Below are 26,572 nucleotides of genomic sequence, written 5' to 3' on the forward strand. Positions count from 1 at the left end.
TCTGAAGCATCCCCCATTCGGTCCCCTCTCCCTCCGGGAGAGGGCTAGGGTGAGGGGGCTTTTCAGGGCTCCCCCCAATCTCAAGTCCGGAACCGCCGCACCAACCCATCCAGCTCATTCGACAACCCCGCCAGACTCTGCGAATCCAGCCGCGCCGAATTCGCCAGCTCCGCCACCAACTGCGCATCACCATGAATCTGGCTGATGTGCCGATTGATGTCCTCAGCCACCTGATGCTGCTCTTCCGCCGCCGTCGCAATCTGCGTGTTCATGTCGCGAATCACATCCACCGACTCACGAATCTGCCCAAAGCTCTCCCGCGCCTCGCCAATCCGCGCTACCGATTGCTGCGACACATCGAGGCTGGCGCGCATCTGCTGGGTCACCGCGCTGGTGCGTTTGGCGAGGTTGCCCAGCAACCCGTCGATTTCCGCCGTCGAGTCAGCCGTGCGTTTGGCCAGTGCGCGAACCTCATCGGCTACCACCGCAAATCCACGGCCTTGCTCACCGGCCCGCGCCGCCTCGATAGCCGCGTTGAGTGCCAGCAGGTTGGTCTGTTCGGCGATGGAGCGGATGGTGCCGAGGATCGACTGGATGTCGTTGCTGTCGCGTTCCAGTTGTTGCATCGACTGCGCCGATTGCTCCAGTTCCTGGCTCAGTTGATCGACGCTGTGCACCGCCGCATCGATCTGTTGCTGACCTTCGCGGGCCTGACGCTGGCCGCTGTCGGCCGACTCCGCTGCCTGGCTGCACGAGCGGGCGACTTCGTTGGCGGTGGCGACCATTTCGTGGAACGCGGTCGAGACCATGTCCACCGCTTCGCGCTGGCGTCCAGCGGCTTCGGCCATGTCGCCGGAAACCCGGGTCGAACTCTGCGAAGTGGCGAGGATTTTCCCGGCCGCGCCGCCGATGTGCTGGATCAGGCTGCGGATCGCGGTGAGGAACTGGTTGAACCAGTTGGCCAGTTGCGCGGTTTCGTCGCTGCCACGGATGTCGAGGTTCTTGGTCAGGTCGCCTTCGCCCTGGGCGATGCCTTCCAGACCGCTGGCCACGCTGCGGATCGGCCGCACGATCAGGCTGGCGAAACTGGCGCCGACCACCGCGAAGATCACCGCCAGCACGGTAGCGATGATTGCGATCAGCCAGGTGAGTTTAGTGGCCGAGCTCATCACGTCGTTCTGTTTGATCAGGCCGATGAAGGTCCAGCCCAGTTGTTCCGAAGGCCAGACGTTGGCCATGTAACGTTCGCCGTTGAGCTCGACTTCCACCAGCCCTTTGCCGGCCTTGGCCAGTTGCGCGTAGCCCTCGCCGAGGCTGTCGAGCGGCTTGAAGTTGTGCTCCGGCTGCTTGGGATCGACCAGCACCGTGCCGCTGTTCTCCAGCAGCATCAAGTAACCGCTTTCGCCGAGTTTGATCTGTTTGACGATCTCGGTGAGCTGCTTGAGCGTCACGTCGATACTGACCACGCCGCCGTTGCTGCCGAGCTTGTTGTCGATGGTGCGCACGGTGCTGACATAGGTCGCATCGTCCTGCGCCCAGTAATAGGCGGCGGTGCGAAACGGCTTGCCGGGCTTGGCCTGCGCGGCCTTGTACCACGGGCGTTGACGCGGGTCGTAGTTGCTCAGCTTGGGATCGTCGGGCCAGGATACGTAGCCGCCGGCAGCGGTGCCGACGATTGCGTAGGCGTAGGCCGGGTGACTGTTGCCCAGATCCTGCAGAAAGGCGAAGACCTTCTTGTCCATCTCGCCCTGCGGAATGCTTTCGGCGTTGGCGCTCATGTAGGTCTTGAGGCTGTCGTCGGTGTTCTTGATCAGCGGTTGCGTCGCCAGGTAGTCGACGTTCTGGCTGATGCCGTCAAAGAAAAGCTGCATGGCGTTGCTGACCTGACGGATCTCGCGCCCGCTGCTGTCGACAAAATCGTCCCGTGCATCGCTGCGCAGGTTCAGTACCACCAGCGTGGCGACCAGCACCACGGGCAAGCAGGCGATGATTGCAAACGCCCAGGTCAACTTCTGTTTGATGTTCATCCGCGCTCCAGATTTTCTTGTAGGCCCACGCAGTGCAGATGACTCGCGGTTATTGGCAGCCGAAAAACGTTGTTTTCCACCCGTTTCCTTGAGTGCGACATCGAAGTTTTTTTGGAACGATTGTCGGACAAATTCCTCTGTCTCTGAGGAATTCGGCTGCCGGAGGGGGAAATTGAGGCTGGAATGGAAAATTCTTACGAGCTGCATGCGGCGGGATGTCAGATTCTGTCGCAAATGCCCTCAAGTCCTGTCGCCAACAACTTCGGCAGCCTCGGCTATGATTCGCAGCGGTCGATAAAGAGGCGGATCGGCCCGGTTTATCCGGCACAGTGTGTGCATCCACAGGTTCACAGGTCGGCAACCCCTCCCCGTGATGCGAGGATTGCCGTATAACGAATGACATTCGCGTGTTTGGTAATAAAGGACCCACAATAAAAGCTGATGAAGACTCCAAAACGCATTGAACCCCTGATCGAGGACGGTCTGGTCGACGAAGTGCTGCGTCCACTCATGAGTGGCAAAGAAGCAGCTGTTTATGTGGTGCGCTGCGGCAATCAGTTACGTTGCGCAAAGGTCTACAAGGAGGCGAACAAACGCAGTTTCCGCCAGGCGGCCGAGTATCAGGAAGGCCGCAAGGTTCGCAACAGCCGACAGGCCCGGGCGATGGCCAAGGGTTCCAAGTTCGGGCGCAAGGAAGCCGAAGACGCCTGGCAGAACGCCGAAGTCGCGGCGCTGTTCCGCCTGGCCAACGCCGGTGTGCGTGTGCCCAAGCCGTACGACTTCCTCGAAGGCGTGCTGCTGATGGAGCTGGTGGCCGATGAATACGGCGATGCCGCGCCGCGTCTGAACGATGTGGTGCTGGAGCCGGATCAGGCCCGCGAGTATCACGCGTTCCTGATTTCGCAGATCGTGCTGATGTTGTGTACCGGTCTGGTGCACGGTGACCTCTCGGAGTTCAACGTGCTGCTGACGCCGACAGGGCCGGTCATCATCGACCTGCCGCAAGCGGTGGACGCCGCCGGCAACAACCACGCGTTCAGCATGCTCGAGCGTGACGTCGGCAACATGGCTTCGTACTTCGGTCGCTTTGCCCCGGAGTTGAAGAAGACCAAGTACGCCAAGGAAATGTGGGCGTTGTACGAAGCGGGTACGTTGCACCCGGCCAGCGTGCTGACCGGCGAGTTCGACGATCCCGAGGACCTGGCCGATGTCGGCGGGGTGCTGCGCGAGATCGAAGCGGCGCGTCTGGATGAGGAGCGCAAGCAAGCCATCCGCGCGGCGGACGACGAGCCCAAGGGCAAGTCCGACGAACCGCCTCCGCCACCGTGGATGCAGTGAGCATCTGAAAAAGAAAACCCGGCTTCGGCCGGGTTTTACACATTCAAGGATTGATTGTGACCACCACCTCTCACAATGCCCGGCTGATCATCACGGCGCGGCTGATTTCCGATTTCGGCGCTTTCCTGAACATGGTTGCGCTGGCCACTTATGTCTATCTGCTGAGTAACAGCGCGATGAGCGTCGGGATCTTCCTGGCCAGTCGGGTGGGCGGCGGGATTTTTGCCAGCTTGATCGGCACGGCGTTTTATCGTCGATGCAGTAGCCGTCTGCCGTTGATTGCCTTCGATCTGTTGCGCGCCGCTGTGCTTGGGCTGTTGCTCATCGTGCCGGTCAGTCAGCAGGCGTTGTTGCTGCCGCTGATCGCGTTCGGTCTGGGCTTTGGTAATTCGATGTTCGCCATCGGCCTCAACAGCCAGTTGCCGCGCTTGATCGAGCCGGCGCAGTTGCTCAAGACCAATGCCTGGATCACGTCCGCCTCGTCCATGGCGATGGTCGGCGGCAGTCTGGTGTCCGGGCTGCTGGTCGCGGGATTTGGTTTTGAAACGGTGTTTGCGCTGAATGCGCTGACCTATCTGTTGGCGGCAGTGTTGATTGCGCCGCTGCGGTTCAGCGCACCGGAGCCGGTGGCCGAATCCAGCGCTAAACAGGGTGAATGGTCGGCTTTGCTGCAAGGCCTGCGCAGCGCTCCGGTGGTGGCCGCGATGCTGGCGGTGACCATGGCTGACACCCTTGGCAGCGCTGCTCACAACGTCGGTTTCCCGATCATTTCCAGACTGCTCACGCCGGACTCAGCCAGCACCACGCTGGGCCTGATGCTCGCGGTCTGGGCCGCCGGCAAACTGCTTGGTGCGCGAATCGCCAGTCGCCTGAACGGCTCGGAAAACATCCATCTGGAGCGCCGCTATTTCGGCGGCGTGCTGCTGATGTCCTGCGGCTTCATCCTGATGTTCCAGCAGCACAGCGTCGTCGGTCTGTTGCTGTTTTCGCTGCCGGCCGGATTGGGCGACGGGTTCTCGGAAGTCGGCCTGATGTCACGGCTGCAACGGGAACCGGAGCCCCTGCGCCTGCCGATCTTCAGCTTCCTGACGCTGTTGCAGATGACCGGGTTCGGCGTCGGCATGCTGATCGCCGCACCGTTCTATGAGTGGTGGGCGCCGGGTGCCGTGGTGCTGTTGTTCCACGGCATTCCCCTCGCCACAGTGCTGTCGATGAAAATCCTGTTGCTCAGGCGCGGGCGGGTTGCGCGCAGCAGCCCGACGCCAGTTCCTTGAGGATCGGGCAGTCCGGGCGATGGTCGCCGTGGCAGTGCTCGACCAGATCCTGCAGGGTGTCGCGCAGTTCGCCGAGTTCGCGGATCTTCTGATTCAGCTCGTCGATGTGCTGGCGGGCCAGGGCCTTCACATCGGCGCTGGCGCGCTGGCGATCCTGCCAGAGGGTCAGCAGCTTGCCGACTTCCTCCAGCGAAAAGCCCAGGTCCCGCGAACGCTTGATGAATGCCAGCGTGTGCAGGTCATCGTCACCGTAGACGCGATAGCCGCTGTCGGTGCGATGGGCAGCCTTGAGCAGACCGATCGACTCGTAATAACGGATCATCTTCGCGCTCAGGCCACTGTGGCGGGCCGCTTGGCCGATGTTCATCGGTTGTCCTCCAGATCCTCGGGTTTCCAGGTTTTCAACAGTAGCGCATTGCTCACCACGCTGACGCTCGACAGGGCCATCGCCGCGCCGGCCAGCACCGGATTGAGGAAGCCGAACGCCGCCAGTGGAATGCCGATCAGGTTGTAGACGAAGGCCCAGAACAGGTTCTGGCGGATCTTCGCGTAGGTCTTGCGGCTGATCTCCAGCGCGGCCGGCACCAGCCGAGGATCGCCGCGCATCAGGGTGATGCCGGCGGCGTGCATCGCCACGTCGGTGCCACCGCCCATGGCGATGCCGATGTCGGCAGCGGCCAGTGCCGGGGCGTCGTTGATGCCGTCGCCGACCATGGCCACGACGCCGGTTTTTTTCAGCTCGGCGACGGTGGCTGCTTTTTCCGCCGGCAGCACTTCGGCGTGGACGTTTTCGATGCCCAGCGCTTCGGCCACCACCCGTGCGCTGCCGCGGTTGTCGCCGGTCAGCAGGTGGCTGTGGATGTGCTGGGCGGCCAGTTGTTGCACCGCGTGCAGCGCGCCGGGCTTGAGGGTGTCGCCGAAGGCGAACAGACCGAGTACGCGGGGCGCCGGACTTTGCTCGATCAACCACGACAGCGTGCGACCTTCGGTTTCCCAGGCCTTGGCGGATTCGCTCAGGTTTCCGGCGTTCAGACCGCTTTCTTCCAGCAAGCGCCGGTTGCCCAGCGCCAGGCGCCGGCCGTCGAGGCTGCCGGCGATGCCGCGCCCGGTCAGAGACTGGCTGTCGCTCACATCCGGTACGTTCAGGCTGCGTTCGGCACAGGCATCCAGCACCGCTTTGGCCAGCGGATGCTCGCTGCCGCGTTGCAGCGCGCCGGCCGCTGTCAGCAGGGCGTTTTCGTCACCGTCGATCGCACTGAAATGCGCAATGCGCGGCGTGCCGGAGGTCAGGGTGCCGGTCTTGTCGAACACCACGGCGCTGACTTCATGGGCACGTTCCAGTGCTTCGGCATCCTTGATCAGAATCCCGTGCCGCGCGGCCACGCCGGTGCCAGCCATGATCGCGGTCGGTGTCGCCAGGCCGAGGGCGCAGGGGCAGGCGATCACCAGCACTGCGACGGCATTGATCAACGCGGTTTCCAGCGGCGCGCCGTACAGCCACCAGCCGATCAGCGTGGCCAGGGCCAGCAGCAACACGGTCGGCACGAACACCTGACTGACTTTATCCACCAGTTTCTGGATCGGTGCTTTCGCGGCCTGGGCGTCCTCCACCAGGCGGATGATCCGCGCCAGCACGCTTTCCGCGCCGAGCGCCGTGGTGCTCACGAGCAAGCGACCTTCGCCATTGATTGCCCCGCCGGTAACCTTGTCGCCCGGTTGTTTGGGTACCGGCAGGCTTTCGCCACTGATCAACGCTTCGTCAGCGTGGCTCTGGCCTTCCAGCACTTCGCCGTCCACCGGGAAGCGTTCACCGGGTTTGACCAATACGAGGTCACCGAGGCGCAGGGCGCTGATGGCGACGTCCTGTTCGCGGCCATCGATGACTTGAATCGCCCGCTCCGGGCGCAACGCTTCCAGTGCGCGGATGGCGCTGGCGGTCTGGCGTTTGGCGCGGCTTTCCAGGTATTTGCCGAGCAGCACCAGAGCGATGACCACCGCCGAGGCTTCGAAATACAGGTGCGGCATGCGTCCGTCAGCAGTCGCCCATTCATAGAGACTCAGGCCATAACCGGCGCTGGTGCCCAGCGCGACCAGCAAGTCCATGTTGCCGGCGCCGGCGCGTACGGCTTTCCACGCCGCCACATAAAAACGCGCACCGAAGATGAATTGCACCGGAGTGGCGAGGGCGAACTGCGCCCAGGCCGGGAGCATCCAGTGAATGCCGAACGGTTGCAGCAGCATCGGCAACACCAGCGGCAAGGCGAGGGCGATGGCGCAGATCAGCGCCCAGCGTTCATGGTTCAGGCGTTGCTGGCGATTGTCGGATTGTGGATGTTCGAGTTCGAAGAGACTGGCCGAATAGCCGGCTTTGCTCACGGCGGCGATCAGGGTTTGCGGATCGACCGCGCCGAGCAATTCGAGATGAGCACGTTCATTGGCGAGGTTGACGCTGACGCTTTTCACCCCCGGCACTTTATTCAGGGCACGTTCGACACGACCGACGCAGGACGCGCAGGTCATGCCGTCGATGTTCAATTCCACGGTTTGCTGCGGCACGCTGTAACCGGCGCGTTCGACCGCCTCCATCAGCGCCGGCAGGCTGTCGCCGGGGGCCTGCACCCGAGCCTGTTCGGTGGCGAGGTTGACGCTGACGGCGCTGGCGCCGCTGACTTTGCTCAACGCCCGCTCGACACGACCGGCGCAACTGGCGCAGGTCATGCCGCTGATGGGCAGATCGAACGTGATGGAATCGGACATCGGTCGTACTCCCTGTAGAAGATGCCTACAGGATCAACCTTGCCATGCTGGCAAGGTCAAGCGCCAGTTTCCGCTACCGGCTGCTCGCTTGTTCGCCTGATCGTTCCCACGCTCCGCGTGGGAATGCAGCCGGGGACGCTCTGCGTCCCAAAGCGTGACGCAGAGCGTCACAAGAGGCATTCCCACGCAGAGCGTGGGAACGAGCGGCAGGCCTTAGTAACCGAGGCCGGTCGGCTTGAGGTACATGCCTTCCTGGTTCATCGCGATGCGGAATTTCAGGATGTCGCCGGCATGCAGTCTGATCTCCTGCGAGCCCGGCGCGAGCATGCCCGGGTTGCAGCCCGGCATTTGTCCCGGCAGCAGTTTAAGGCGCAGCGAGACATTGCCCGGCGGCAGGTTGAACGACGTGCTTTGCTCCTGGAACAGGCGCGCCGACAGTTGATCCTGGATATACACGCCGATTTCGCACGAGGTCGCGACTTCCAGGCGCTCGCGGGAAATGATCAGCACCCCGTAATCTTCCCCGGCGGCATGCACCGAAGGGATCGCGGCAAAGAGGCTGAGAAAGCCAAACAGGCTGAAAGCTGACCAGCGCATGGCTGAATCTCCTGAATTCATGTCATTGATGCATGCAGCTTGGCCGAGCGCGGCGACGATTGCCAGCCCGGCAGTTTTTTGCAGAACTTGACCTTGCCATCGTGGCAAGCCCGAAACTGCCGGCAACCTCACTCAAAGGAGTCATTCCATGCAAGTGTTCACTGTTGAAGGCATGTCCTGCGGTCACTGTGTCAAAGCCGTCACCCAAGCAGTGCAGAGCAAGGATCCGGCCGCCAGCGTGCGGGTCGATCTGGCGGCGAAGGAAGTCGGCGTCGAAAGTGCGCTGAGTGCCGAGCAGGTGATCGAGGCGATCAGCGAAGAAGGCTACGCCATCAAACTCGCCTGATCTTTTTAATAGTTAGCGAGCTACCGGAATGTTCAAGGCGTCCTCGCGCGGCTAGACTGTCGGGCTGAACTCAACTCAACTCCCCGCCCGACCTGGACGCCTGATGAACTTCCGTACCCTTCTGATTCTCGGTGCCCTGACCGCTTTCGGTCCGTTGGCGATCGACTTCTATCTACCCGCGTTTCCCACCATGGCGCTGGCGTTCGGCACCGACGAGAAACACGTCCAGCTGACGCTGTCGGCTTACTTCTTCGGCCTGTCCATCGGTCAACTGGCTTACGGGCCGTTGGCGGATCGCTTCGGCCGGCGGATTCCGTTGCTGATCGGTCTCACGCTGTTCACGCTGGCGTCAGTGGCCTGCGCCTATGCGCCGAATCTGGAATGGCTGATCGGAGCGCGGCTCGTGCAGGCGCTGGGTGGTTGTGCGGGGATGGTGATTGCCCGGGCGGTGGTCAGCGACAAGTGCGACGCGGTGGGTTCGGCGAAAGTCTTCTCGCAGTTGATGCTGGTGATGGGGCTGGCCCCGATTCTGGCGCCGATGCTCGGCGGTCTGCTGGTCAACACGACGGGGTGGCAGTCGATCTTCCTGGTGCTGACGGTGTTCAGTGCCCTCGCTGGATTGGCGGTGGCCCTCGGTCTGCCGGAAAGTCTGCCGGCGCATGTTCCGCGTCAGCCGCTGTCCGGCGCTTTGCGTCAGTACGGCCGGCTGCTGGCTGATCCGGTCTACATGGGCCATGCCCTGACCGGCGGCATCGCCATCGCCGGGATGTTTGCCTACATCGCCGGCTCGCCGTTCATTTTCATCAAGTTGTATGGCGTACCGGCCGAGCATTTCGGCTGGCTGTTCGGTACCAACGCCGCAGGGTTCATTCTTGTTGCACAGGTCAACGCGCGACTGTTGGCCAAGCGTGGCCCAGCGTTTCTGCTATCGCGAGCGGTCTGGGTTTACTTCGGTGCCGGGCTGACGCTTCTTGCGGTCAGCTCTTTGCACACCGAGGCGCTGTGGCCATTGCTGATTCCGTTGTTCATCTGCGTGGCCAGCCTGGGCTGCATCAGCCCCAATGCGGCGGCGTGTGCGATGAACGGGCAGGGTGGTCGCGCCGGCAGTGCTTCAGCGTTGCTCGGCAGCATGCAGTTCAGCGTCGCCGCCGGGGCTTCGGCGCTGGTGGGGATCCTGCACGATGGCACCGCCGTGCCGATGGCCATCGTCATCAGCTTGTGTGGCTTGCTGGTGGTGTGCGCAGCGACGCTCACCCGGCGCATACAGAATGCCCGGGCGCTGGCAAAGGCGCAGGCTGAAATCTAAGACGAATTGCCTCAGCCGACAGCGCGCTGCTGGCCGGGGTCGGGAATCTGATGGGGCGCGCAGATACGCGCTTCGAGGGTGCGAGTGAAGGCGCGAGCTTCGGCCTCACTGCGGAAGGTCACGGCGTGCTGGTCGAGACGAACTTGCCACTGGGACTTTGCCACTTCTTTTATCAGGATCTTCATTGCTGACCTCCCGTACGTAAAAGATTGCATCGCAGAGGACTCGATTGTAGTCCTGAATACGATCGCAATTGTGACAAGGGTCAAGCATCTGACTGACGGCAAAAAAACACCGCAGCCCCCGAGCCAGCCACATCGGAGGCTGGAGAAGGCTGCGGTCTTGCGAGTTTTAGAAACCTTCTAAAACAATTTTCCCCTTGGCCTTGCCACTTTCCAGCAGTTCATGGGCGCGGCGCAGGTTGCTCGCGTTGATCGTGCCGAAGTGCTCGCCGACCGTTGTTTTCAAGGTGCCGCTGTCGATCAGCCCGGCCACCCGGTTGAGCAGTTTGTGCTGCTCGATCATGTCCGGCGTTTCGAACAGCGAGCGGGTGTACATGAACTCCCAGTGCAGCGACAGGCTCTTGCGCTTGAGCTTGGTCACGTCCAGCGCCTTCGGATCGTCGATCAGCGCCAGTTTGCCTTGCGGCGCCAGGGCTTCGACCAGTTGGTCCAGGTGCTGGTCGGTCTGGGTCAGGCTGGCAACGTGGGTGACGTGGGTGACACCGGCGCGTTTCAGTTCTTCGCTCAACGGCTGGCTGTGATCAATCACCAGGTCAGCACCCAACTCGGTCACCCAGTCGCGGGTCTCAGGGCGAGAGGCGGTGCCAATCACCTTGAGCCCGGTCAACTGGCTGGCGAGTTGGGTGAGGATCGAACCGACGCCGCCCGCCGCACCGACGATCAGCAGGCTCTGGCCTTCATCGGTATTGCCTTCGCGAATCTGCAGGCGTTCGAACAGCAATTCCCAAGCGGTAATCGCGGTCAGCGGCAGAGCAGCGGCTTCGGCGAAACCGAGGGTTTTTGGCATATGGCCGACGATCCGCTCATCCACCACGTGCAGTTCGCTGTTGCCACCGGCCCGGGCGATGGAGCCGGCGTAGAACACCTTGTCGCCGGCCTTGAACAAGGTCACTTCACTGCCGACCGACTTGACCACACCGGCCACGTCCCAGCCCAGCACCTTGGCGGCGCCGCCTTCCGGCGCGACGTTCTGGCGAACCTTGGTGTCCACCGGGTTGACCGAAATCGCTTTGACTTCCACCAGCAGGTCGCGCGGGCCGGCTACCGGCTCTGGCAGTTCGATGTCTTGCAGGGATTTTTCGTCGCTGATCGGGAGCGAGGCGTAATAGACGATGGCTTTCATGGCGAACTCCGAAAGTGAATAAAGGAAGGTTTCAGGCGATGACGCGCAGGCGCTTGAGTTCGAAGTGTTCGAGGAACGCCTCGGCCTTGCTGCGGAAATGCTGGATATGGGCGCTGGCATCATGGGCTTGCAGGGCTTCGTCGCTGGCCCACTGCTCGATCATGTAGAAGGCCAGCGGGTTGGCCAGATCCTGGTGCAGTTCGTATTGACCGCAACCGGCTTCGGCGCGGGTCGGTTCGATCAGGGCACGCAGGTGATGTTCGAGGGCGTTCTGCTGGCCAGGTCGGGCAATCAGGGTGGCGATGGCGGTGAAAGGCTGGGACATGTTCGACTCCGGGACGGGATGAATTCGATGGATGGCATGATTGGCTATTTCTGCCGGAGATAAAACCGGCTAAAAGAGCAGTCTCTTTCAATATTTTTTTGATAATCGGGGCTGACGATGCTGCGTTTCGATGACTTGCAGTTGTTTGTCCGGGCGGCGGATCTGGGCAGCCTGTCGGCGGCGGCGCGGGTAATGGACATGTCCGCCGCCGTGGCCAGTGCCGCGCTCAAGCGGATCGAGCAACAACTGGGCGCACGGCTGTTGGCACGCTCCACTCGCAGTTTGCGGCTGACGGCTGAAGGTGAAGGGTTTCTCGAATACGCCCGGGCGGCGCTGAGCAACCTTGATGAGGGTCGCCGCCTGCTGGCCAGCGGGCAGGATCAGGTCAGCGGAATTCTGCAGCTGTCGGCGCCCTCGGATTTCGGGCGCAACTTGCTGTTGCCGTGGCTCGATGATTTTCAGCGCGAACACCCGAAACTGACGGTGCGCCTGCTGCTGGGTGACCGCATCGCCGACCTGTTTCGCCAGCCGGTGGACATCGCCTTGCGCTACGGCGAGCCGGAGGATTCCAGTCTGGTGGCGTTGCCGATTGCCCCGCACAACCGACGGGTGCTGTGTGCATCACCGGCCTACCTGGCCCGGCACGGCGAACCGCTGCATCTGGAACAGCTCGCACAGCACAACTGCCTGCTTTATATGCTCGGAGGCCGGGTGCACGACCATTGGAGTTTCCACGACGGCAAGCGCGAGGTCGGCCTGACCGTCAGTGGCGACCGCTTCAGTGACGACGCCGATGTGGTGCGCCTTTGGGCTGTGGCGGGAGCCGGCATCGCTTACAAGTCGTGGCTCGATGTGGCCGGTGATGTGCTGGCGGGACGGCTGAAAGTGCTGTTGCCGGAGCTGCTCTGCGAACGCGCTCCGCTGAATCTGCTGTGCGCCCATCGCGCACAATTGAGTAAGCCGGTGAACCTTCTGAGGGAGATGCTCGCCAGCCGTTGCGCCGAATTGAGTAGCCGTTTTCCCGTTTTCCAGAAGTCTGACCATTAGTCGCAGGTAAATAGCGAAATTTCTCTCAGGAACAATCACCAACCACGGCCGCTCCGGCGCAGGACGGCGCGAGCAACCCGCTTATACTAGCGGCCGCCTGATGCCCGCACCAAAAGGCCGATGCGAGAACGATCAGACCGCAACCGGCCGGGTAGGGACGAGGGTCGCGACAGTGCTGCGGTTTCCTTGCTGCGGCGCGCTGCCTCGCTTGGGCTCAAGGTATTTTGCGCGCCTTGGCCGACGACTGATTACTGGTCAAGATGTCTATGAGCTGTAGACGATACGATTCAACAGGGAGTGAATAGATGGAACATGCACCTTGCATCAGCCAGATCGCCACGTTGCTGGCCGATCCCAAACGCAGCGCAATGATGTGGGCGCTCATGGATGGCTCGGCGCGGCAGACCGAGGAGCTGGCGTTGCTGGCGGGGCTATCGCCGTCATCGGCCAGTGCGCATCTGGGGCGCTTGTCCGCTGGCGGTCTGTTGAAGGTCGAGGCGCGCGGTCGCAAACGCTTCTTCCGCCTGGCGGCTCCCGAAATCGGCGCGGCCATCGAAGCGCTGGCCAGCGCCACGTTGGCCAGCGCTCCACGAGAAATCCCCGACGTATTCAAGCGTGCCTCGCCGGTCGTCAGACCCCAGGCGGCGCCTTCGTCACTGCTTCGCGCGCGGTTTTGCGACGACCATCTGGGTGGAACGCTGGCCGCCGACCTGTACCAGCGCCTGCTCGACGCCGGCTGGATCGAGCAGCTTGAACATAGAGTGGTGGTCACGCACAAAGGCTCGACACAACTGGCCGGGCGCGGGGTGTACATCCAGGCGCTGGCCCACCGCAACGCTCAGGTGGCGTGCGCCTGCCCGGACTGGAGCGAGCGTCGCCCGCACATGGGGGGCTCGCTGGGCGCGGCGTTGCTGCAGCTGTTCATGCAGTCGGGCTGGCTGGTGCTGCCCAACGATTCCAGAGCCTTGCAACTGACGGCGGCGGGCCAGCGGGAAATTCACCGGTTTGCCTGTGAAACCGAGCTGGAAATGGCGTTGTAGAGCGCTTTCTTCCACGGAACAGCAACTGAACGTCGCCAACGGCTGCGAACACGTCGCATCTGGCACAGGCGCGCAACCGCTATCGCGCACACTCGATCCGGGGACTTTTCGGATTGAGGAGGTGGCATGGACACGGGAAACTTCAGCGCGGCAGATCGACTGGAGCGCCTGCCAGTCAGCGGTTATCACCGGATCATCTTCATCATCATCGCCCTGGCGTTTTTTTTCGACTCCATGGATCTGGCGATGATGACCTTCCTGCTCGGCTCGATCAAAGCCGAGTTCGGCCTGAGCAGTGCGCAGGCTGGCCTGCTGGCCAGTTCGAGTTTTTTCGGCATGGTGCTGGGGGCGTCGCTGTCCGGATTGCTGGCGGATCGGTTCGGCCGCAAACCGGTGTTCCAGTGGAGCATCGTCTTGTGGGGACTGGCCAGTTACCTGTGTTCCACGGCGCAGACGGTCGAGAGCCTGACGCTGTTTCGCATCCTGCTGGGAATCGGCATGGGTATGGAGTTTCCGATTGCCCAGTCGATGTTGTCGGAGTTGATTCCTGCACAGCGTCGGGGTCGTTACATCGCCTTGATGGACGGTTTCTGGCCGCTGGGTTTCGTCGCGGCGGGCGTGCTGTCGTATTTCCTGCTGCCGTTGATTGGCTGGCGCGACATCTTTCTGGTGCTGGCGGTGCCGGCAGTGTTCGTGCTGGCGATCCGCTTTTTCATTCCCGAGTCGCCGCGCTGGCTGGAACAGGCCGGCAAGCATGACGCGGCGGACAAAGTGTTGCGCGGGATCGAGGCGCGGGTACAGGCCTCACTCGGTGGTGCTGCATTGCCGGAGCCGGTTCGTCTGCCACGCAGCGTGTCCCCGCCGGGCCATTTCCTTTCGGCACTCAAACAGATCTGGTCACCGCTGTATCGCCAGCGCACGACGATGATCTGGAGCCTGTGGTTCTTTGCGTTGCTCGGCTTTTACGGTCTGACGTCCTGGCTCAGTGCGTTGTTGCAACAGTCGGGTTTCGCCGTGACGCAGTCGGTGTATTACACGGTGCTGATTTCCCTCGGCGGGATTCCCGGCTTCCTGATGGCGGCCTGGCTGGTGGAACGTTGGGGACGCAAGCCGGTGTGCATCGTCACGTTGCTCGGCGGCGGGGTGATGGCGTTTCTGTACGGACAAAGCGCGGTGTTTGGCGGCAACGTGGCGCTGCTGATCGGCACGGGCCTGTTGATGCAGTTTTTCCTGTTCGGCATGTGGGCGGTGCTCTACACCTACACGCCGGAACTGTATCCGACCTCGGCGCGGGCGACGGGCTCGGGGTTCGCCTCGGCCATCGGGCGCGTGGGGTCGTTGCTCGGGCCGTTGGTCACCGGGCTGGTGTTTCCGATTACCGGGCAGGGCGGGGTGTTTGCGCTGGGGGCGCTGTGCTTTGCGATTGCGGCGGGAGTGGTGTGGCTGTTCGGGATGGAGACCCGGGGCAAGACGTTGGAAGAGCTGACTGAAGCAGTTGTGCGCTGAGACCTGAAAAGCCGTTCGAACACGGGCGTGTTCGAACGGCTTTGTACTGTTACGGTTTTACCAACCGCGCATCCAGGCTGTTCTGCGCCAGGCGCTTGGCCTGATCCTGGGTCATGCCCAGGTGAGTGTGCAGCGCGTGGAAGTTCTCGGTCACGTAACCGCCGAAGTACGCCGGGTCATCGGAGTTCACCGTGACCTTCACGCCACGCTCGAGCATGTCGAGGATGTTGTGCTGCGACATGTGATCGAACACGCAGAGCTTGGTGTTCGACAGCGGGCATACGGTCAGCGGGATCTGCTCGTCGATGATCCGCTGCATCAGGCGCTCGTCTTCGATGGCGCGCACGCCATGGTCGATACGCTGGATTTTCAGCAGGTCGATGGCTTCCCAAATGTACTCCGGCGGACCTTCTTCGCCAGCGTGGGCGACGGTCAGGAAACCTTCGTGACGGGCACGATCGAACACGCGCTGGAACTTGCTCGGCGGGTGACCCATTTCGGAACTGTCCAGACCTACGGCGACAAATGCATCACGGAACGGCAACGCCTGGTCGAGGGTTTTCTGCGCTTCGTCTTCGCTCAGGTGACGCAGGAAACTCAGGATCAAACCGCTGGTGATGCCCAGTTGCTGCTCGCCGTCTTTCAGCGCGGCGGCGATGCCGTTGAGCACCACTTCGAACGGGATGCCACGGTCGGTGTGGGTCTGCGGATCGAAGAACGGTTCGGTGTGGATCACGTTCTGTTCTTTGCAGCGCAGCAGGTAGGCCCAGGTCAGGTCGTAGAAATCCTGGGAGGTGCGCAGCACATCGGCGCCCTGGTAATACAGGTCGAGGAATTCCTGCAGATTGTTGAAGGCGTAAGCCTTGCGCAGGGTTTCGACATCGCTCCACGGCAGGGCGATCTTGTTGCGTTCGGCCAGGGCGAACAGCAGTTCGGGCTCCAGCGAGCCTTCGAGGTGCAGGTGCAGTTCGGCCTTGGGCAGGGCGTTGAGCCAGTCGTACATATTCTTTTCTCATCAGGTGCAATGACGGCATTCTACAGATGCCCGCCGAAACAATTGGCAAAACCTGACCAACCGATCCATCACACCGCTTCTTGGTCCCGGCGATAGGCGTAGGTATCGGCGAAGCGCGACAGCAGGAATTCGGCGCAGGTGGTGGTCGGATATTTCGCCGGATGCTGTGCGTCCTGGCAACCGGGCAGGCACTCGATACGCGTGTCAGGGTGCGGTTCTGCGAAGAACGGCATCGAGTAGCGATCCACGCCGAGCGGGCTGATCACCCGGTGCGGGGTCGAGCGATAACGGTCGTTGCTCCAGCGCGCCATCATGTCGCCAAGGTTGACCACGAACGTGCCGTCGATGGGCGGTGCGTCGATCCACTGGCCTTTGACGTTTTTCACCTGCAAGCCGCCGGCGGCATCCTGATACAACAACGTGATGCAGCCGTAATCGGTGTGCGCGCCGGCACCTTGCTGTTCGGCGGAACTGGCGGTGTGGCGCGGCGGGTAATGGATCATCCGCAGCACGCTGACCGGCTCGTTGAAGCGTGTGTCGAAGAAGTCGCGCTCGATGCCCAGCGCTAACGTCATGGCCCGCAACAGGGTTTGCGCGAGTGCCTGCATGTCGAGGTAATGCTGCTCCATCAGTGTTTCCCAACCGGGAATCGCCGGATGACGGTTGGGGCCTCGCAACGGTTTTTCCGCCAGCACCTCGGGATGATCGGCCGGCAGGTGCAAGCCCATGTCGAAGGTTTCCTTGAGGTCGCTGGGTTTGTCCGGGTCGAGTTGTTCGGTAGCGATGGCGCCGTAGCCGCGATGATGGACGGTCCGGGTGATGTCGATCTTGAGCTTTTCCGCGGTCGGCAATGCAAAGAAGCGCCGGGCGTGAGCGAGCAGGGATTCGATGCGCTGCGCAGAAATCGGGTGGCCCTTGATGTAGAAAAAGCCCCATTCGCGGCAGGCGTGGTCGATCTGTTCGGCGACGGCGGGCCAGGCGTTCTGGTCGTCGGAGTAGAGCGGCGAGATGTCGATGATCGGAAGTTGGTTCATTTCGAATGCTCTTTAATGATCGTTCCCACGTCGAGGCGTCGAACCGTCCGCGTGGGAATGCCTCAATGGACGCTCCGCGTCCGCTTTCGGCAGGGACGCGGAGCGTCCCGGGCTGCATTCCCACGCGGAGCGTGGGAACGATCACAGGGTAGATGTTGGAATTTACTTCGGCATCTCGGCCTTCATGCCTTCGACGTAGTAGTTCATCGACGCCAGTTCGGCGTTGGTGGCGCTGACCCCCGCCGGGATTTTCTCGACGCCGGCCTGATCCTTGATCGGCCCGGTGAACGGTTGCAGGGCGCCGCTCTTGATGTCGGCGATGATCTGCTCGGCTTCGGCCTTCACCGGTGCCGGCACCAGATCGCTGATCGGCAGTTCGACCGTGCCCTCCTTCAAACCGCCCCAGTAGTCCTGGGATTTCCAGTTGTGGTCGATCACGCTCTGGGTCGCCTGAATGTAGTGCGGCGCCCAGTCGTTGACGATCGAGGTCAGCACCGCTTTCGGCCCGAAGTGCGCCATGTCCGAAGCGTAGCCCACGGCATACACACCGCGTCGCTCGGCGGCCTGGATCGGCGCCGGGCTGTCGGTGTGCTGGAACACCACGTCCACGCCCTGATCGATCAGCGCGTTGGCGGCATCGGCCTCTTTGCCGGGATCGAACCACGAGTTGACCCATACCACTTTGATCTCGGTGCCGGGGTTGTACTTGTTCAAGGCCAGCTGGATGGCGTTGATGTCGCGGATCACTTCGGGGATCGGGAACGAGGCGACGTAACCGATCTTTTTGGTCTTGGTCATCTTCGCCGCGAGGAAGCCACCGACGTAACGGCCCTCGTAGGTGCGCGCGAGATAGGTGCCGAGGTTCTTGTCCTGCTTGTAGCCGGTGGCGTGTTCGAAGGTCACCTTGGGAAACTGTTTGGCGACTTTCACCGTTGGGTTCATGTAGCCGAAAGAGGTGGTGAAGATCAGGTCGTAATTGTCCTTGGCCATGTTGCGGATCACCCGCTCGGCATCGGCGCCTTCGGCGACGTTTTCCACGTAGTTGGTGGTGATCTGCGTGCCGAGTTTTTCCGCCAGCGCCTTGCGCCCCTGTTCATGCTGATACGTCCAGCCGTGGTCGCCGATGGGGCCGATGTAGACGAAACCGACTTTCAGTGGATCGGCGGCACTGGCGCTCAGGCTGAGGCCAAGGCCCATGGCGATGCACAGCAGTGTTTGCAGTGGACGTTTTTGCATGAACGCGAACTCCCTTTTGTTGTGTGTGGGGAGGGCAATGCAAAAGACTGACCAAGCGGACAACAAATCGAGTCGAAATCGCGGCGGGGCCTTCGCGAGCAAGCTCGCTCCCATGTGGCAACACGTTGATCAGTGGGAGCGAGCCTGCTCGCGATGAGGCCGGCCGGGCCGAAAAAAGTGCATGTCCGTACAAGGACGCCATCCACTGGTGCGCTAAGGTGTAACGAAACGTTAGCGCCGCCCCGCAGTCAGTAGCTCATTCGCACTCTTCGGCAAAAAGGCCCGTCATGTTCACCATCCTCAAGCAAGAAAGCTTTCTGCTGTTGGCCGTCATTGCCACCTGTGTTGCGTATCCGCTGGAGCACTGGCTGCTGCACAGCGGCCAGATCGTCGCGCTGACGGCCGGGCTGGTGCTGATCGCGTTCATCGTCGCCGCCTCGATGCGCGTCGCCCATCAGGCCGAACTGCTCGCGGAAAAAGTCGGCGATCCTTACGGCACGATGATCCTGACCCTCGCCGCCGTGCTGGTGGAAGTGGTGATCCTGGCGATCATGATGAGCAACGAAGCCTCGCCGACCCTGGTGCGCGACACGATCTATTCGGCGGTGATGCTCGACATCAACGGCATCCTCGGCCTCGCCGCGCTGATGGGCGGGATCAAGCATGGTGAGCAGTCCTACAACGATGACTCGGCCCGCAGCTACAGCGTGATGATCCTCACCGCCATGGGCGTGTCGATGGTGGTGCCGGAGTTCATCCCCGAGGCCAACTGGAAAATCTATTCGGCCTTCACCATCGGCGCGATGGTGCTGCTTTATGCGTTGTTCCTGCGCATGCAGGTCGGGCCGCACAGCTACTTTTTCAGCTACAGCTACCCGGACAAACGTCGCAAGAAAGAGCCCGTGGAACAAGAGCCGAAACCGGTCAGCCTGGCGCTGTCGATCGGCATTCTGGTGTTCGGTGTGGTGGTGATCGGCGCACTGGCCGAGGTGATGTCCAAGACTCTCGATCTGGGTCTGGAAGGGACGGGCGCACCGCCGGTCATCACGGCGATTCTGGTGGCGGCGATTTCCGCGGCGCCGGAGATTCTGACTGCGTTACGCGCGGCGTTGGCCAACCGCATGCAGTCGGTGGTCAACATTGCGATGGGCGCTTCGTTGTCGACGGTGATCCTGACGGTGCCGGTGATGGAGGCGATGGCGCTCTACACGGGGCAGCCGTTTCAGATGGCGATGACGCCGGTGCAGACGGTGATGATCTTTATCACGCTGATCGTCAGCGCGATCAACCTCAATGACGGCGAGACCAATGCGATTGAGGGCATGACGCACTTTGTGCTGTTTGCGACGTTCATCATGTTGTCGCTGCTGGGGTTGTGATTGATCGTTCCCACGCGGAGCGTGGGAACGATCAGAGGGGGGAGATCAGGTGCCGGCAATCAACTGCCGAGCCGCTTGGCTGTGATCGGCAATCAGGCCTTTGAGATCCAGCCCTTCAACCTGCCCGTCAACCACACGCCACTTGCCGCCGACCATCACGCGATCCGCTCGGTCCGCACCGCACAACAGCAACGCCGAAATCGGGTCATGGCTGCCGGAGAAGCGCAGTTCATCCAGTTTGAACAACGCCAGATCCGCCTGCTTGCCCACCGCCAGTTCACCGATATCGGTACGGCCCAACAGGCTCGCCGAACCCTTGGTCGCCCAGCCCAGCACACGTTCCGGAGTGATCTTTTCGGCGCCATAGCGCAGGCGCTGGATGTACAGAGCCTGACGCGCTTCGAGGATCATGTTCGAGGCATCGTTGGACGCCGAGCCATCCACACCGATACCGAACAACGCGCCGGCATCGGTCAGATCGATACTCGGGCAGATGCCGGACGCCAGACGCATGTTCGAGCTCGGGCAATGGCAGATACCGGTGCCGGCCGCGCCGAGGCGGGCAATCTCGTCGGGGTTGAAATGGATGCCGTGGGCCAGCCAGGTGCGCGGGCCGAGCCAGCCGACGCTGTCCAGATAATCCACGGTGCGCAGGCCGAAGCGTTGCAGGCAGAAGTCTTCTTCGTCGAGGGTTTCGGCGAGGTGGGTGTGCAGACGCACATCAAGCTTGTTCGCCAGTTCGGCGCTGGCGGACATGATTTCCGGGGTCACCGAGAACGGCGAACACGGCGCCAGAGCGATCTGGATTTGCGCGCCGTCGCCACGTTCGTGGTACTCGTGAATCAGGCGCTGGCTGTCGTCGAGAATCACCTGGCCTTCCTGCACGGTCTGCTGCGGAGGCAGGCCGCCGTCCTTCTCGCCGAGGCTCATCGAACCGCGGGTGAGCATCGCGCGCATGCCCAGTTCGCGCACGGTTTCGACTTGCACGTCGATGGCGTTTTCCAGACCATCCGGGAACAGGTAATGGTGGTCGGCGGCGGTGGTGCAACCCGACAACAGCAACTCGGCCAGCGCGACTTTGGTGGCGAGGGCGAGTTTTTCAGGCGTCAGGCGCGCCCACACCGGGTAGAGGGTTTTCAGCCACGGGAACAACGGCTGATTGACCACCGGCGCCCAGGCGCGGGTCAGGGTCTGATAGAAGTGATGATGGGTGTTGATCAGGCCCGGCAGGATCACGTGTTCACGGGCGTCGAACACTTCATTGCATGGGGCGGAAGGTTGCTGGCCGGCGCCGAGCACTTCGGTGATCACACCGTCTTGCAGCACCAGACCGCCACGGGCATCGAGACCGTTGGCCGTGAAAATGGCGAGGGGATTTTTTAACCAGGTACGGGTCGCAGGCATTGTGGCCGGCTCCTCTGAAAGTGGGGTTCAGGGTTGCCAGCTCAGTGTTGCCCTGTCTGCTGATCCAGGGTCGCCGCGAAGGACGAGGTGCGGAGTTTCGAACAAAATGTTGCGACGGGCAAGCCCGACCCGACCAGACACCGGGATAACCCTGTGGGAGCGAGCGCCCACAGGGTTCAGTGATTACCAGGGAATGGTTTCACCCTTGTAGTTCACGAAGTGGTGGCCGCCCTTGCCGGCAAACGCGTCCACCTGATCCACCAGGCCACGGGTGCTGGTCTCCACGTCGATGTCGGCACCTTCGCCGCCCATGTCGGTTTTCACCCAGCCCGGATGCAGCGACAGCACAGTGAGTTTCTGCTCGCCCAACTGCGTGACGAAGCTGTTGGTCATCGAGTTCAGCGCCGCCTTGCTGGCCTTGTACAGCGCCAGTTCCGGCGCGTCGGGCATGGTCACACTGCCGAGCACCGAACTCATGAACGCCAGCACGCCGCTGCCGTCGCGGATCTGCCCGACAAAGCGCTGGGCCAGATTGATCGGTGCCACCGCGTTGGTGAAGAACAACTGACCGACTTCCGCCAGCGTCGCGCCGCCCGGAGTTTGCACGTCAGGGCCTTTGACTCCGGCGTTGACGAACAGCAGGTCAAAGGTCTCGCCCTTGAGCTTCTGGCTCAGGGCGATTACCGCTTGCTGGTCGTCCATGTCGAGTTTTTCGATCTGTACGTTACCCAGTGCTTTGACAGCCTCGGCGTTGGAAGGGTTGCGAACCGTGGCGGTGACTTGCCAGCCGTCGGCCAGCAGGGTTTTCACCAGACCCAGGCCCAGGCCCCGGGAGGCGCCGATGATCAGTGCGTGCTTGGCAGGATTCAGTGCGGACATGATTGGCTTTCCTAGAAGGTTGAAAGATCATGGGTTCAATGGACAACGTTGACCGAGCCGATGTTGCAATTCCTGGCGCAACTCACCGAGCTCGGCCATGCGGGTTTCGACCAGCTTGAGTTTGTCTTGCAGCAGTTGCGTGACGGTGGTGTCGGGGTTTGGCGAGTGCCACAACGCGCCAACGCTGTTGCCAATCTCGCCAAGGGTAAAGCCCAGACGTTGCGCCGTTTTGATATAGAGCACCAATTGCACCATCTCCGGCGGATAGTCGCGATAACCGTTGGCGCTGCGTTGCGCCGCGATCAATCCGCGCTCCTCGTAAAAACGCAGCGTGTCACGGCTGACATCGCAGGCCTGGGCCAACTCACCGATGCGCATCTTGCAGGTCTCGAAAGTGTTTGACCCTGGAGCATACTCCAGGCTTTACCGTAGTTGCTCCCTGAATTTTCGGAGCAAGGATGATGTGGACTTCAACGCAGTATCGGCAGGTGGTGCGCGGCAGCGCCTGGTATGACTTGATCGTGACGGCGGCGTTTGTCACGCCGTGGAGTTTTGCTGTGTTGCATGGGTTGCTGACGGCGCTCAGTCAGGCGCTGGAGCTGCCCGGCGAGCTGCCGCCGTTCGAACCTGCACATCTGTTGATAGCCAATTTGTTCGGTTCGGTGGTGTGCATGTGGGCGGTGCTGCGGATTCGTGATCCGCAGCCGGTTTATGGGCGCTATGACGCGGTGACGCGATTTCTCTTCGCCGGGTGGATGACGTATGCCGTGGCCCACGGCGCCAGCTCGTTGGTGGTGGGTTTCCTGGTTCTCGAAGTGGCGTGGGGCATTGCTCAGGCGTTGCCGGTTCGGCCGCTGTCGCGAGCCGTAACGGCTTAGCGCCCGGCCTGCCACGGCTGCCCCAGTGACACCGGCGCATACAACCGCGTACGCAGCGCATCCCGCGACAACAACACCAGCACCAGAATCGTCGCGACGTACGGCAACATCGCCAGCAGACTCGAAGGAATCGCCAGCCCCAACCCCTGCGCCACCAGGTGCAGGATGCTGGCGAGTCCGAACAGATACGCCCCGAGCAATAGTCGCCACACCCGCCAACTGGCGAACACCACCAGCGCCAGGGCGATCCAGCCGCGTCCGGCGGTCATGTTCTCGGCCCACATCGGCGTGTACGCCAGCGACAGATAAGCGCCGGCCAGTCCGGCCATCGCCCCGCCGAACAATACCGCCAGTGTGCGCACGGTCAGCACCGGCAAACCCATGGCACTGGCCGCATCCGGGTTCTCGCCGACCGCTTGAATGATCAGCCCGACACGGCTTTTCACGATCACCCACGCCACCAGCGCGAACAGCGCGAACGACAGGTACACCAGCAGATCCTGGGCAAACAGCATCCGACCGATCAGCGGGATTTCGCTCAGGTAGGGAATCGCCAGCGGCTCGAATCCCGCCAGCGGTTTACCAACCCACGCCGCTCCGACAAAGGTCGACAGGCCCACGCCAAAAATCGTCAGCGCCAGCCCGGTTGCCACCTGATTGGCGTTGAACACCAGCGCCACCAGCGCAAACAGCGACGACAACAGCATCCCGGCGAGCATCGCCAACACAACGCCCAACCAAAGGTTGCCGCTGTTGAACGCGACGATGAAACCAATCACCGCGCCAAACAGCATCATGCCTTCCTGGCCAAGGTTGAGTACGCCGCTCTTCTCGCAGATCAATTCACCCAGCGCCACCAACAGCAGTGGCGTACCGCAGCGCACCATGGCATAGAAAATATTGCTCAGCAGATCGATATCCATCACAGCGCTCCGGCGGTTACGGCGGTGGTAGAAGTGCGCCGCACCCAGCGCAGATTAAGACGTGGCCGATAGAGGATCAGCACGTCACAGGCCAGCAGGAAAAACAGCATCATTCCCTGGAACAACTGGGTGATCGCCTGCGGCAGGTTCAGCGTCATCTGTGCGCTCTCGCCACCGATGTACAGCAATGCCATCAACAGGCTGGAAAACAGAATGCCGATCGGATTGAGCCGCCCGAGGAACGCCACGGTGATCGCCGCATAGCCGTAGCCCGGCGAGACCTGCGGCACCAGTTGGCCGATCGGCCCGGTGACTTCGCAGACACCGGCGAGCCCGGCCAATCCACCACTGATCAGCAGGGCGAGCCAGATCAGCCGCTTTTCGCGAAACCCGACAAACCCTGCCGCACGCTTGTCCAGCCCTAGCACCTTGATCTGGAAACCGACAAAGCTTTTCTGCAGCAACACCCACACCGCGACCAGCGCGAGCAAGGCGAAATACACGCCGATATGTGCCCGCCCGTCTTCCATCAACAGCGGCAGGCGGCTGGCGTCGCTGAACATCGCCGACTCGGGAAAGTTGAATCCGGCCGGATCCTTCAGCGGCCCGTGTACGCAGAACAGCAACAGGTTCAGCGCGATGTAATTGAGCATGATGCTGGTGAGGATTTCGTTGGCGTTGAAGCGCGTGCGCAACCAGGCGGTGAGCCCGGCCCACGCGGCGCCGGCGAACGTGCCAGTCAGCAGGATCAGCACCAGCGCCCAACGGCTTTGCACATCGATGATGTTCACCGCCAGCGCACTGCCGGCGAGGGCGCCGAGCAGCAATTGGCCTTCGGCGCCGATGTTCCAGATCCGCGCCTGATAGGCCACTGCGAGGCCCAACGCACACAACAGAATCGGCAGGGTTTTGACCAGCAGCTCGGAGACGCCGTACAGGTCACTGATCGGGGCGATCAACAAGGTGTGCAAAGTCTTCAGCGGATCATGGCCAAGGGCGACGAACAGCAAAGATCCGCAGACCAGCGTCAGCGCCGCCGCCAGCACCGGCGAGCACCACAGCATCAGGCGCGACTGCCGGCCACGGGGTTCGAGGGAAAGCAACATGGGAAAACTCCGTTAAACCGTGGCCGGTTGTGATTGAGGGGTGTCGAACTGGCCGGCCATCCAGCCGCCGACGTCGCTGAGGCGGGTCAGCGCCGTGTCCTGCAACGCTGACAGGCGCCCGCCGCACAGCGCGCCGAGGCGGTCGCTGATCTGGAACAGTTCGTCGAGGTCTTCGGAGATCACCAGAATCGCCGCCCCGGCATCGCGCAGGGCAATCAGCGCGCGGTGGATGGTGGCCGCCGCGCCGACATCCACGCCCCAGGTCGGGTGCGCGGCGATCAGCAGTTTCGGTTGCTGGAGGATTTCCCGGCCGAGGATGAATTTCTGCAGGTTGCCGCCGGACAGGCTGCGGGCGGCGGTCTGGGTGTCCGGGGTTTTCACGCCGAAGCGCTGGATGATCGTTCGGGCGAGGGTTTCGACCTTGCCGCGCTCTATCAAGCCGTGGCTGACCAGGCCTTGTTGAAAAGCGGTGAGCAGGGCGTTGTCCGCCAGGCTCATGTCCGGCACCGCGCCATGCCCGAGGCGTTCGGCGGGGACGAACGCCAGGCCGAGTTTGCGTCGCGCATCCGGGCGCCGATCGGCGACGGGGTGTTCTCGGAAACGGATGGTTGCCGCTGATTCGCGGGGCAACGTTTGTTCGCCGCTGAGCAAGGCGAGTAACTCGTCCTGACCGTTGCCCGCCACGCCGGCGATGCCGACGATTTCACCGCTGCGCACCTGCAGATCGATGTCGCTCAGGGAGCAGCCGAACGGATCCGGGTTGTGCCAGTTCAATCCACTGACCTGCAAGAACGCCACGCCACCGGTGACCTTCGTGAACTCGCCGATCAATGTCGCGGCTTCTCCCACCATCAATTGCGCCAGTTGCCGATCAGTGCAGTCGGCCGGTACGCAATGCCCGGCCACTCGGCCACCACGCAATACCGTGGCGCTGTGGCACAAGGCGCGCACCTCGCCGAGTTTGTGGCTGATGAAAAGAATGCTGCAGCCCTCGGCCGCGAGCCGGCGCAGGGTGATGAACAACTCGTCGGCTTCCTGCGGCGTGAGCACCGAGGTCGGCTCATCGAGAATCAGCAGGCGAATGTCCTGCATCAGGCAACGAACGATCTCGACTCGTTGCCGCTCGCCGATCGACAGGCTGTGGACAAGTCGCTGGGGTTCCAGCGCCATGCCATATCGGCGCGACACTTCACGGATTTTCGCCTCAAGCTGTTTCGGCGAACCGGCCGCTGCACCCATCGCCAATGCAATGTTTTGCGCCACGCTCAAAGTCTCGAACAGCGAGAAGTGCTGGAACACCATGCCGATGCCCAACTGCCGCGCCTGGGCCGGATTGCGCATGCTCACCGGTTGACCCTGCCACAGCATCTCGCCCGAATCGGCCTGGGTGACGCCGTAGATGATCTTCATCAACGTGCTTTTGCCTGCACCGTTTTCACCGAGCAGCGCGTGGATTTCACCGGGGGCGATGCTCAGGTCGATGGCGTCATTGGCGAGGCAACCGGGATAACGTTTGCTGATGTGGCGCAGTTGCAGGCGCGGTGTGGACGTGGGGTTTGGCATGACAGGCTCGGGTCGCTTGGAGTTGTGCCTGTGGATAAAGCAATTTCCTGGCCATTGAGTCAGGAACGCAGGCGACTGCTATTTGCCAGCCTGTGGCGTAGAGCCTGTGAAATGAATTCGACGTCTTGCGCGGCACCACTTGAGGGCAAAGCCTTTGATCAGGCTCCAGTTTTGCCCGCACCGGGCTGATCAAAAAACGAACAACCTCGCCAAAGCCATGCAGAACC

General features: G+C 62.2%; 25 protein-coding genes. 9 read left to right on the forward strand and 16 right to left on the reverse strand.

Going from position 1 to position 26,572, the window contains the following annotated elements; translation table 11 throughout:
- Window positions 1-80 precede the first annotated feature (80 nt).
- Complete coding sequence (locus ABFB52_RS04420) at window positions 81-2,027, reverse strand: methyl-accepting chemotaxis protein (protein WP_085748600.1); 1,947 nt, start codon at window positions 2,025-2,027, stop codon at window positions 81-83.
- 441 nt (window positions 2,028-2,468) lie between these two features.
- Here ABFB52_RS04420 and ABFB52_RS04425 point away from each other — a divergent pair, with 441 nt between their 5' ends.
- Window positions 2,469-3,365, forward strand: coding sequence for a PA4780 family RIO1-like protein kinase (locus ABFB52_RS04425; protein WP_011332300.1), 897 nt, complete (start codon window positions 2,469-2,471; stop codon window positions 3,363-3,365).
- A 56-nt stretch (window positions 3,366-3,421) separates the two neighbouring features.
- A complete protein-coding gene (locus ABFB52_RS04430; RefSeq protein WP_085748599.1) occupies window positions 3,422-4,639 on the forward strand; it encodes an MFS transporter in 1,218 nt (405 codons plus the stop codon).
- Here ABFB52_RS04430 and cueR read toward each other — a convergent pair.
- The 3 genes from cueR to ABFB52_RS04445 all read right to left on the reverse strand — a co-directional run bounded on the left by cueR (window position 4,593) and on the right by ABFB52_RS04445 (window position 7,993).
- Window positions 4,593-5,006 carry a Cu(I)-responsive transcriptional regulator gene (gene cueR, locus ABFB52_RS04435; protein WP_007958485.1) on the reverse strand — a complete coding sequence of 138 codons (414 nt, stop codon included), beginning with the start codon at window positions 5,004-5,006 and terminating at the stop codon, window positions 4,593-4,595. The two genes, ABFB52_RS04430 and cueR, sit on opposite strands and share 47 nt — an antisense overlap.
- The gene (locus tag ABFB52_RS04440) at window positions 5,003-7,396 is read right to left on the reverse strand and encodes a heavy metal translocating P-type ATPase (protein ID WP_085748598.1); all 2,394 of its coding nucleotides are present in this window, start codon (window positions 7,394-7,396) and stop codon (window positions 5,003-5,005) included. The genes cueR and ABFB52_RS04440 overlap by 4 nt, the downstream gene beginning before the upstream one ends.
- Before the next feature lie 213 nt (window positions 7,397-7,609).
- A complete protein-coding gene (locus ABFB52_RS04445; RefSeq protein ID WP_085609268.1) occupies window positions 7,610-7,993 on the reverse strand; it encodes a hypothetical protein in 384 nt (127 codons plus the stop codon).
- A 148-nt stretch (window positions 7,994-8,141) separates the two neighbouring features.
- Here ABFB52_RS04445 and ABFB52_RS04450 point away from each other — a divergent pair, with 148 nt between their 5' ends.
- Together ABFB52_RS04450 and ABFB52_RS04455 are read left to right on the forward strand one after the other, a co-directional pair.
- Window positions 8,142-8,339: a cation transporter gene (locus ABFB52_RS04450; protein WP_007958490.1), complete on the forward strand. Its 198-nt coding sequence runs from the start codon at window positions 8,142-8,144 to the stop codon at window positions 8,337-8,339.
- A gap of 103 nt (window positions 8,340-8,442) precedes the next feature.
- Window positions 8,443-9,645, forward strand: a complete 1,203-nt coding sequence (locus ABFB52_RS04455) for a multidrug effflux MFS transporter (RefSeq protein ID WP_129974081.1) — start codon at window positions 8,443-8,445, stop codon at window positions 9,643-9,645.
- An 11-nt stretch (window positions 9,646-9,656) separates the two neighbouring features.
- Here ABFB52_RS04455 and ABFB52_RS04460 read toward each other — a convergent pair whose 3' ends face one another.
- From ABFB52_RS04460 to ABFB52_RS04470, 3 genes are all read right to left on the reverse strand, one after another.
- Entirely contained in the window at window positions 9,657-9,830 is a 174-nt protein-coding gene (locus ABFB52_RS04460) for a hypothetical protein (RefSeq protein ID WP_165369572.1), read from the reverse strand.
- Window positions 9,831-9,996: 166 nt separating this feature from the next.
- On the reverse strand, window positions 9,997-11,010 hold the full coding sequence (locus tag ABFB52_RS04465) for a zinc-binding alcohol dehydrogenase family protein (protein ID WP_129974080.1): 1,014 nt from the start codon (window positions 11,008-11,010) through the stop codon (window positions 9,997-9,999).
- Window positions 11,011-11,041: 31 nt separating this feature from the next.
- The gene (locus tag ABFB52_RS04470) at window positions 11,042-11,335 is read right to left on the reverse strand and encodes a putative quinol monooxygenase (protein WP_129974079.1); all 294 of its coding nucleotides are present in this window, start codon (window positions 11,333-11,335) and stop codon (window positions 11,042-11,044) included.
- A gap of 117 nt (window positions 11,336-11,452) precedes the next feature.
- On the opposite strand from ABFB52_RS04470, the gene ABFB52_RS04475 reads away from it, so the two are divergent.
- The 3 genes from ABFB52_RS04475 to ABFB52_RS04485 all read left to right on the forward strand — a co-directional run bounded on the left by ABFB52_RS04475 (window position 11,453) and on the right by ABFB52_RS04485 (window position 14,928).
- The gene (locus ABFB52_RS04475; protein WP_007958495.1) at window positions 11,453-12,382 is read left to right on the forward strand and encodes a LysR family transcriptional regulator; all 930 of its coding nucleotides are present in this window, start codon (window positions 11,453-11,455) and stop codon (window positions 12,380-12,382) included.
- Window positions 12,383-12,687: 305 nt separating this feature from the next.
- Window positions 12,688-13,422, forward strand: a complete 735-nt coding sequence (locus ABFB52_RS04480) for a helix-turn-helix transcriptional regulator (RefSeq protein ID WP_007958496.1) — start codon at window positions 12,688-12,690, stop codon at window positions 13,420-13,422.
- 126 nt (window positions 13,423-13,548) lie between these two features.
- Window positions 13,549-14,928: an MFS transporter gene (locus tag ABFB52_RS04485; protein ID WP_102688504.1), complete on the forward strand. Its 1,380-nt coding sequence runs from the start codon at window positions 13,549-13,551 to the stop codon at window positions 14,926-14,928.
- Window positions 14,929-14,977: 49 nt separating this feature from the next.
- Here ABFB52_RS04485 and ABFB52_RS04490 read toward each other — a convergent pair whose 3' ends face one another.
- The 3 genes from ABFB52_RS04490 to ABFB52_RS04500 form a co-directional block, all read right to left on the reverse strand.
- Window positions 14,978-15,931, reverse strand: coding sequence for an adenosine deaminase (locus ABFB52_RS04490; RefSeq protein ID WP_007958502.1), 954 nt, complete (start codon window positions 15,929-15,931; stop codon window positions 14,978-14,980).
- 80 nt (window positions 15,932-16,011) lie between these two features.
- Window positions 16,012-16,977 carry a 2-oxoglutarate and iron-dependent oxygenase domain-containing protein gene (locus ABFB52_RS04495; RefSeq protein WP_129974078.1) on the reverse strand — a complete coding sequence of 322 codons (966 nt, stop codon included), beginning with the start codon at window positions 16,975-16,977 and terminating at the stop codon, window positions 16,012-16,014.
- A 162-nt stretch (window positions 16,978-17,139) separates the two neighbouring features.
- Entirely contained in the window at window positions 17,140-18,213 is a 1,074-nt protein-coding gene (locus ABFB52_RS04500; RefSeq protein ID WP_011332314.1) for a BMP family ABC transporter substrate-binding protein, read from the reverse strand.
- A 287-nt stretch (window positions 18,214-18,500) separates the two neighbouring features.
- Between ABFB52_RS04500 and ABFB52_RS04505 the strand changes: the two genes are divergently transcribed.
- Window positions 18,501-19,592 (forward strand): calcium:proton antiporter, encoded by a 1,092-nt coding sequence (locus tag ABFB52_RS04505; protein ID WP_102718466.1) that lies wholly within the window; start codon window positions 18,501-18,503, stop codon window positions 19,590-19,592.
- Between the two features lie 45 nt (window positions 19,593-19,637).
- Here the strand turns inward: ABFB52_RS04505 and ABFB52_RS04510 are convergent, their stop codons facing one another.
- From ABFB52_RS04510 to ABFB52_RS04520, 3 genes are all read right to left on the reverse strand, one after another.
- Window positions 19,638-20,996 carry an 8-oxoguanine deaminase gene (locus tag ABFB52_RS04510; RefSeq protein WP_129974077.1) on the reverse strand — a complete coding sequence of 453 codons (1,359 nt, stop codon included), beginning with the start codon at window positions 20,994-20,996 and terminating at the stop codon, window positions 19,638-19,640.
- Window positions 20,997-21,179: 183 nt separating this feature from the next.
- A complete protein-coding gene (locus ABFB52_RS04515; RefSeq protein ID WP_129974082.1) occupies window positions 21,180-21,866 on the reverse strand; it encodes an SDR family oxidoreductase in 687 nt (228 codons plus the stop codon).
- A 36-nt stretch (window positions 21,867-21,902) separates the two neighbouring features.
- The gene (locus ABFB52_RS04520) at window positions 21,903-22,253 is read right to left on the reverse strand and encodes a MerR family transcriptional regulator (protein ID WP_011332318.1); all 351 of its coding nucleotides are present in this window, start codon (window positions 22,251-22,253) and stop codon (window positions 21,903-21,905) included.
- A gap of 83 nt (window positions 22,254-22,336) precedes the next feature.
- Here ABFB52_RS04520 and ABFB52_RS04525 point away from each other — a divergent pair, with 83 nt between their 5' ends.
- Window positions 22,337-22,753, forward strand: coding sequence for a hypothetical protein (locus tag ABFB52_RS04525; protein WP_085748601.1), 417 nt, complete (start codon window positions 22,337-22,339; stop codon window positions 22,751-22,753).
- Here the strand turns inward: ABFB52_RS04525 and ABFB52_RS04530 are convergent.
- From ABFB52_RS04530 to ABFB52_RS04540, 3 genes are read right to left on the reverse strand one after another with little or no spacing between them, the layout of a single operon-like run.
- On the reverse strand, window positions 22,750-23,676 hold the full coding sequence (locus ABFB52_RS04530) for an ABC transporter permease (protein WP_129974076.1): 927 nt from the start codon (window positions 23,674-23,676) through the stop codon (window positions 22,750-22,752). The two genes, ABFB52_RS04525 and ABFB52_RS04530, sit on opposite strands and share 4 nt — an antisense overlap.
- Window positions 23,676-24,782 (reverse strand): ABC transporter permease, encoded by a 1,107-nt coding sequence (locus ABFB52_RS04535; RefSeq protein ID WP_102688497.1) that lies wholly within the window; start codon window positions 24,780-24,782, stop codon window positions 23,676-23,678. Before ABFB52_RS04535 ends, ABFB52_RS04530 begins: the two co-directional genes overlap by 1 nt.
- Before the next feature lie 12 nt (window positions 24,783-24,794).
- On the reverse strand, window positions 24,795-26,345 hold the full coding sequence (locus tag ABFB52_RS04540; RefSeq protein ID WP_102718464.1) for an ABC transporter ATP-binding protein: 1,551 nt from the start codon (window positions 26,343-26,345) through the stop codon (window positions 24,795-24,797).
- Window positions 26,346-26,572 lie beyond the last annotated feature (227 nt).

It is taken from the genome of Pseudomonas sp. 9.2(2024) (assembly GCF_039695385.1).
GTDB lineage: Bacteria > Pseudomonadota > Gammaproteobacteria > Pseudomonadales > Pseudomonadaceae > Aquipseudomonas > Aquipseudomonas paraglycinae.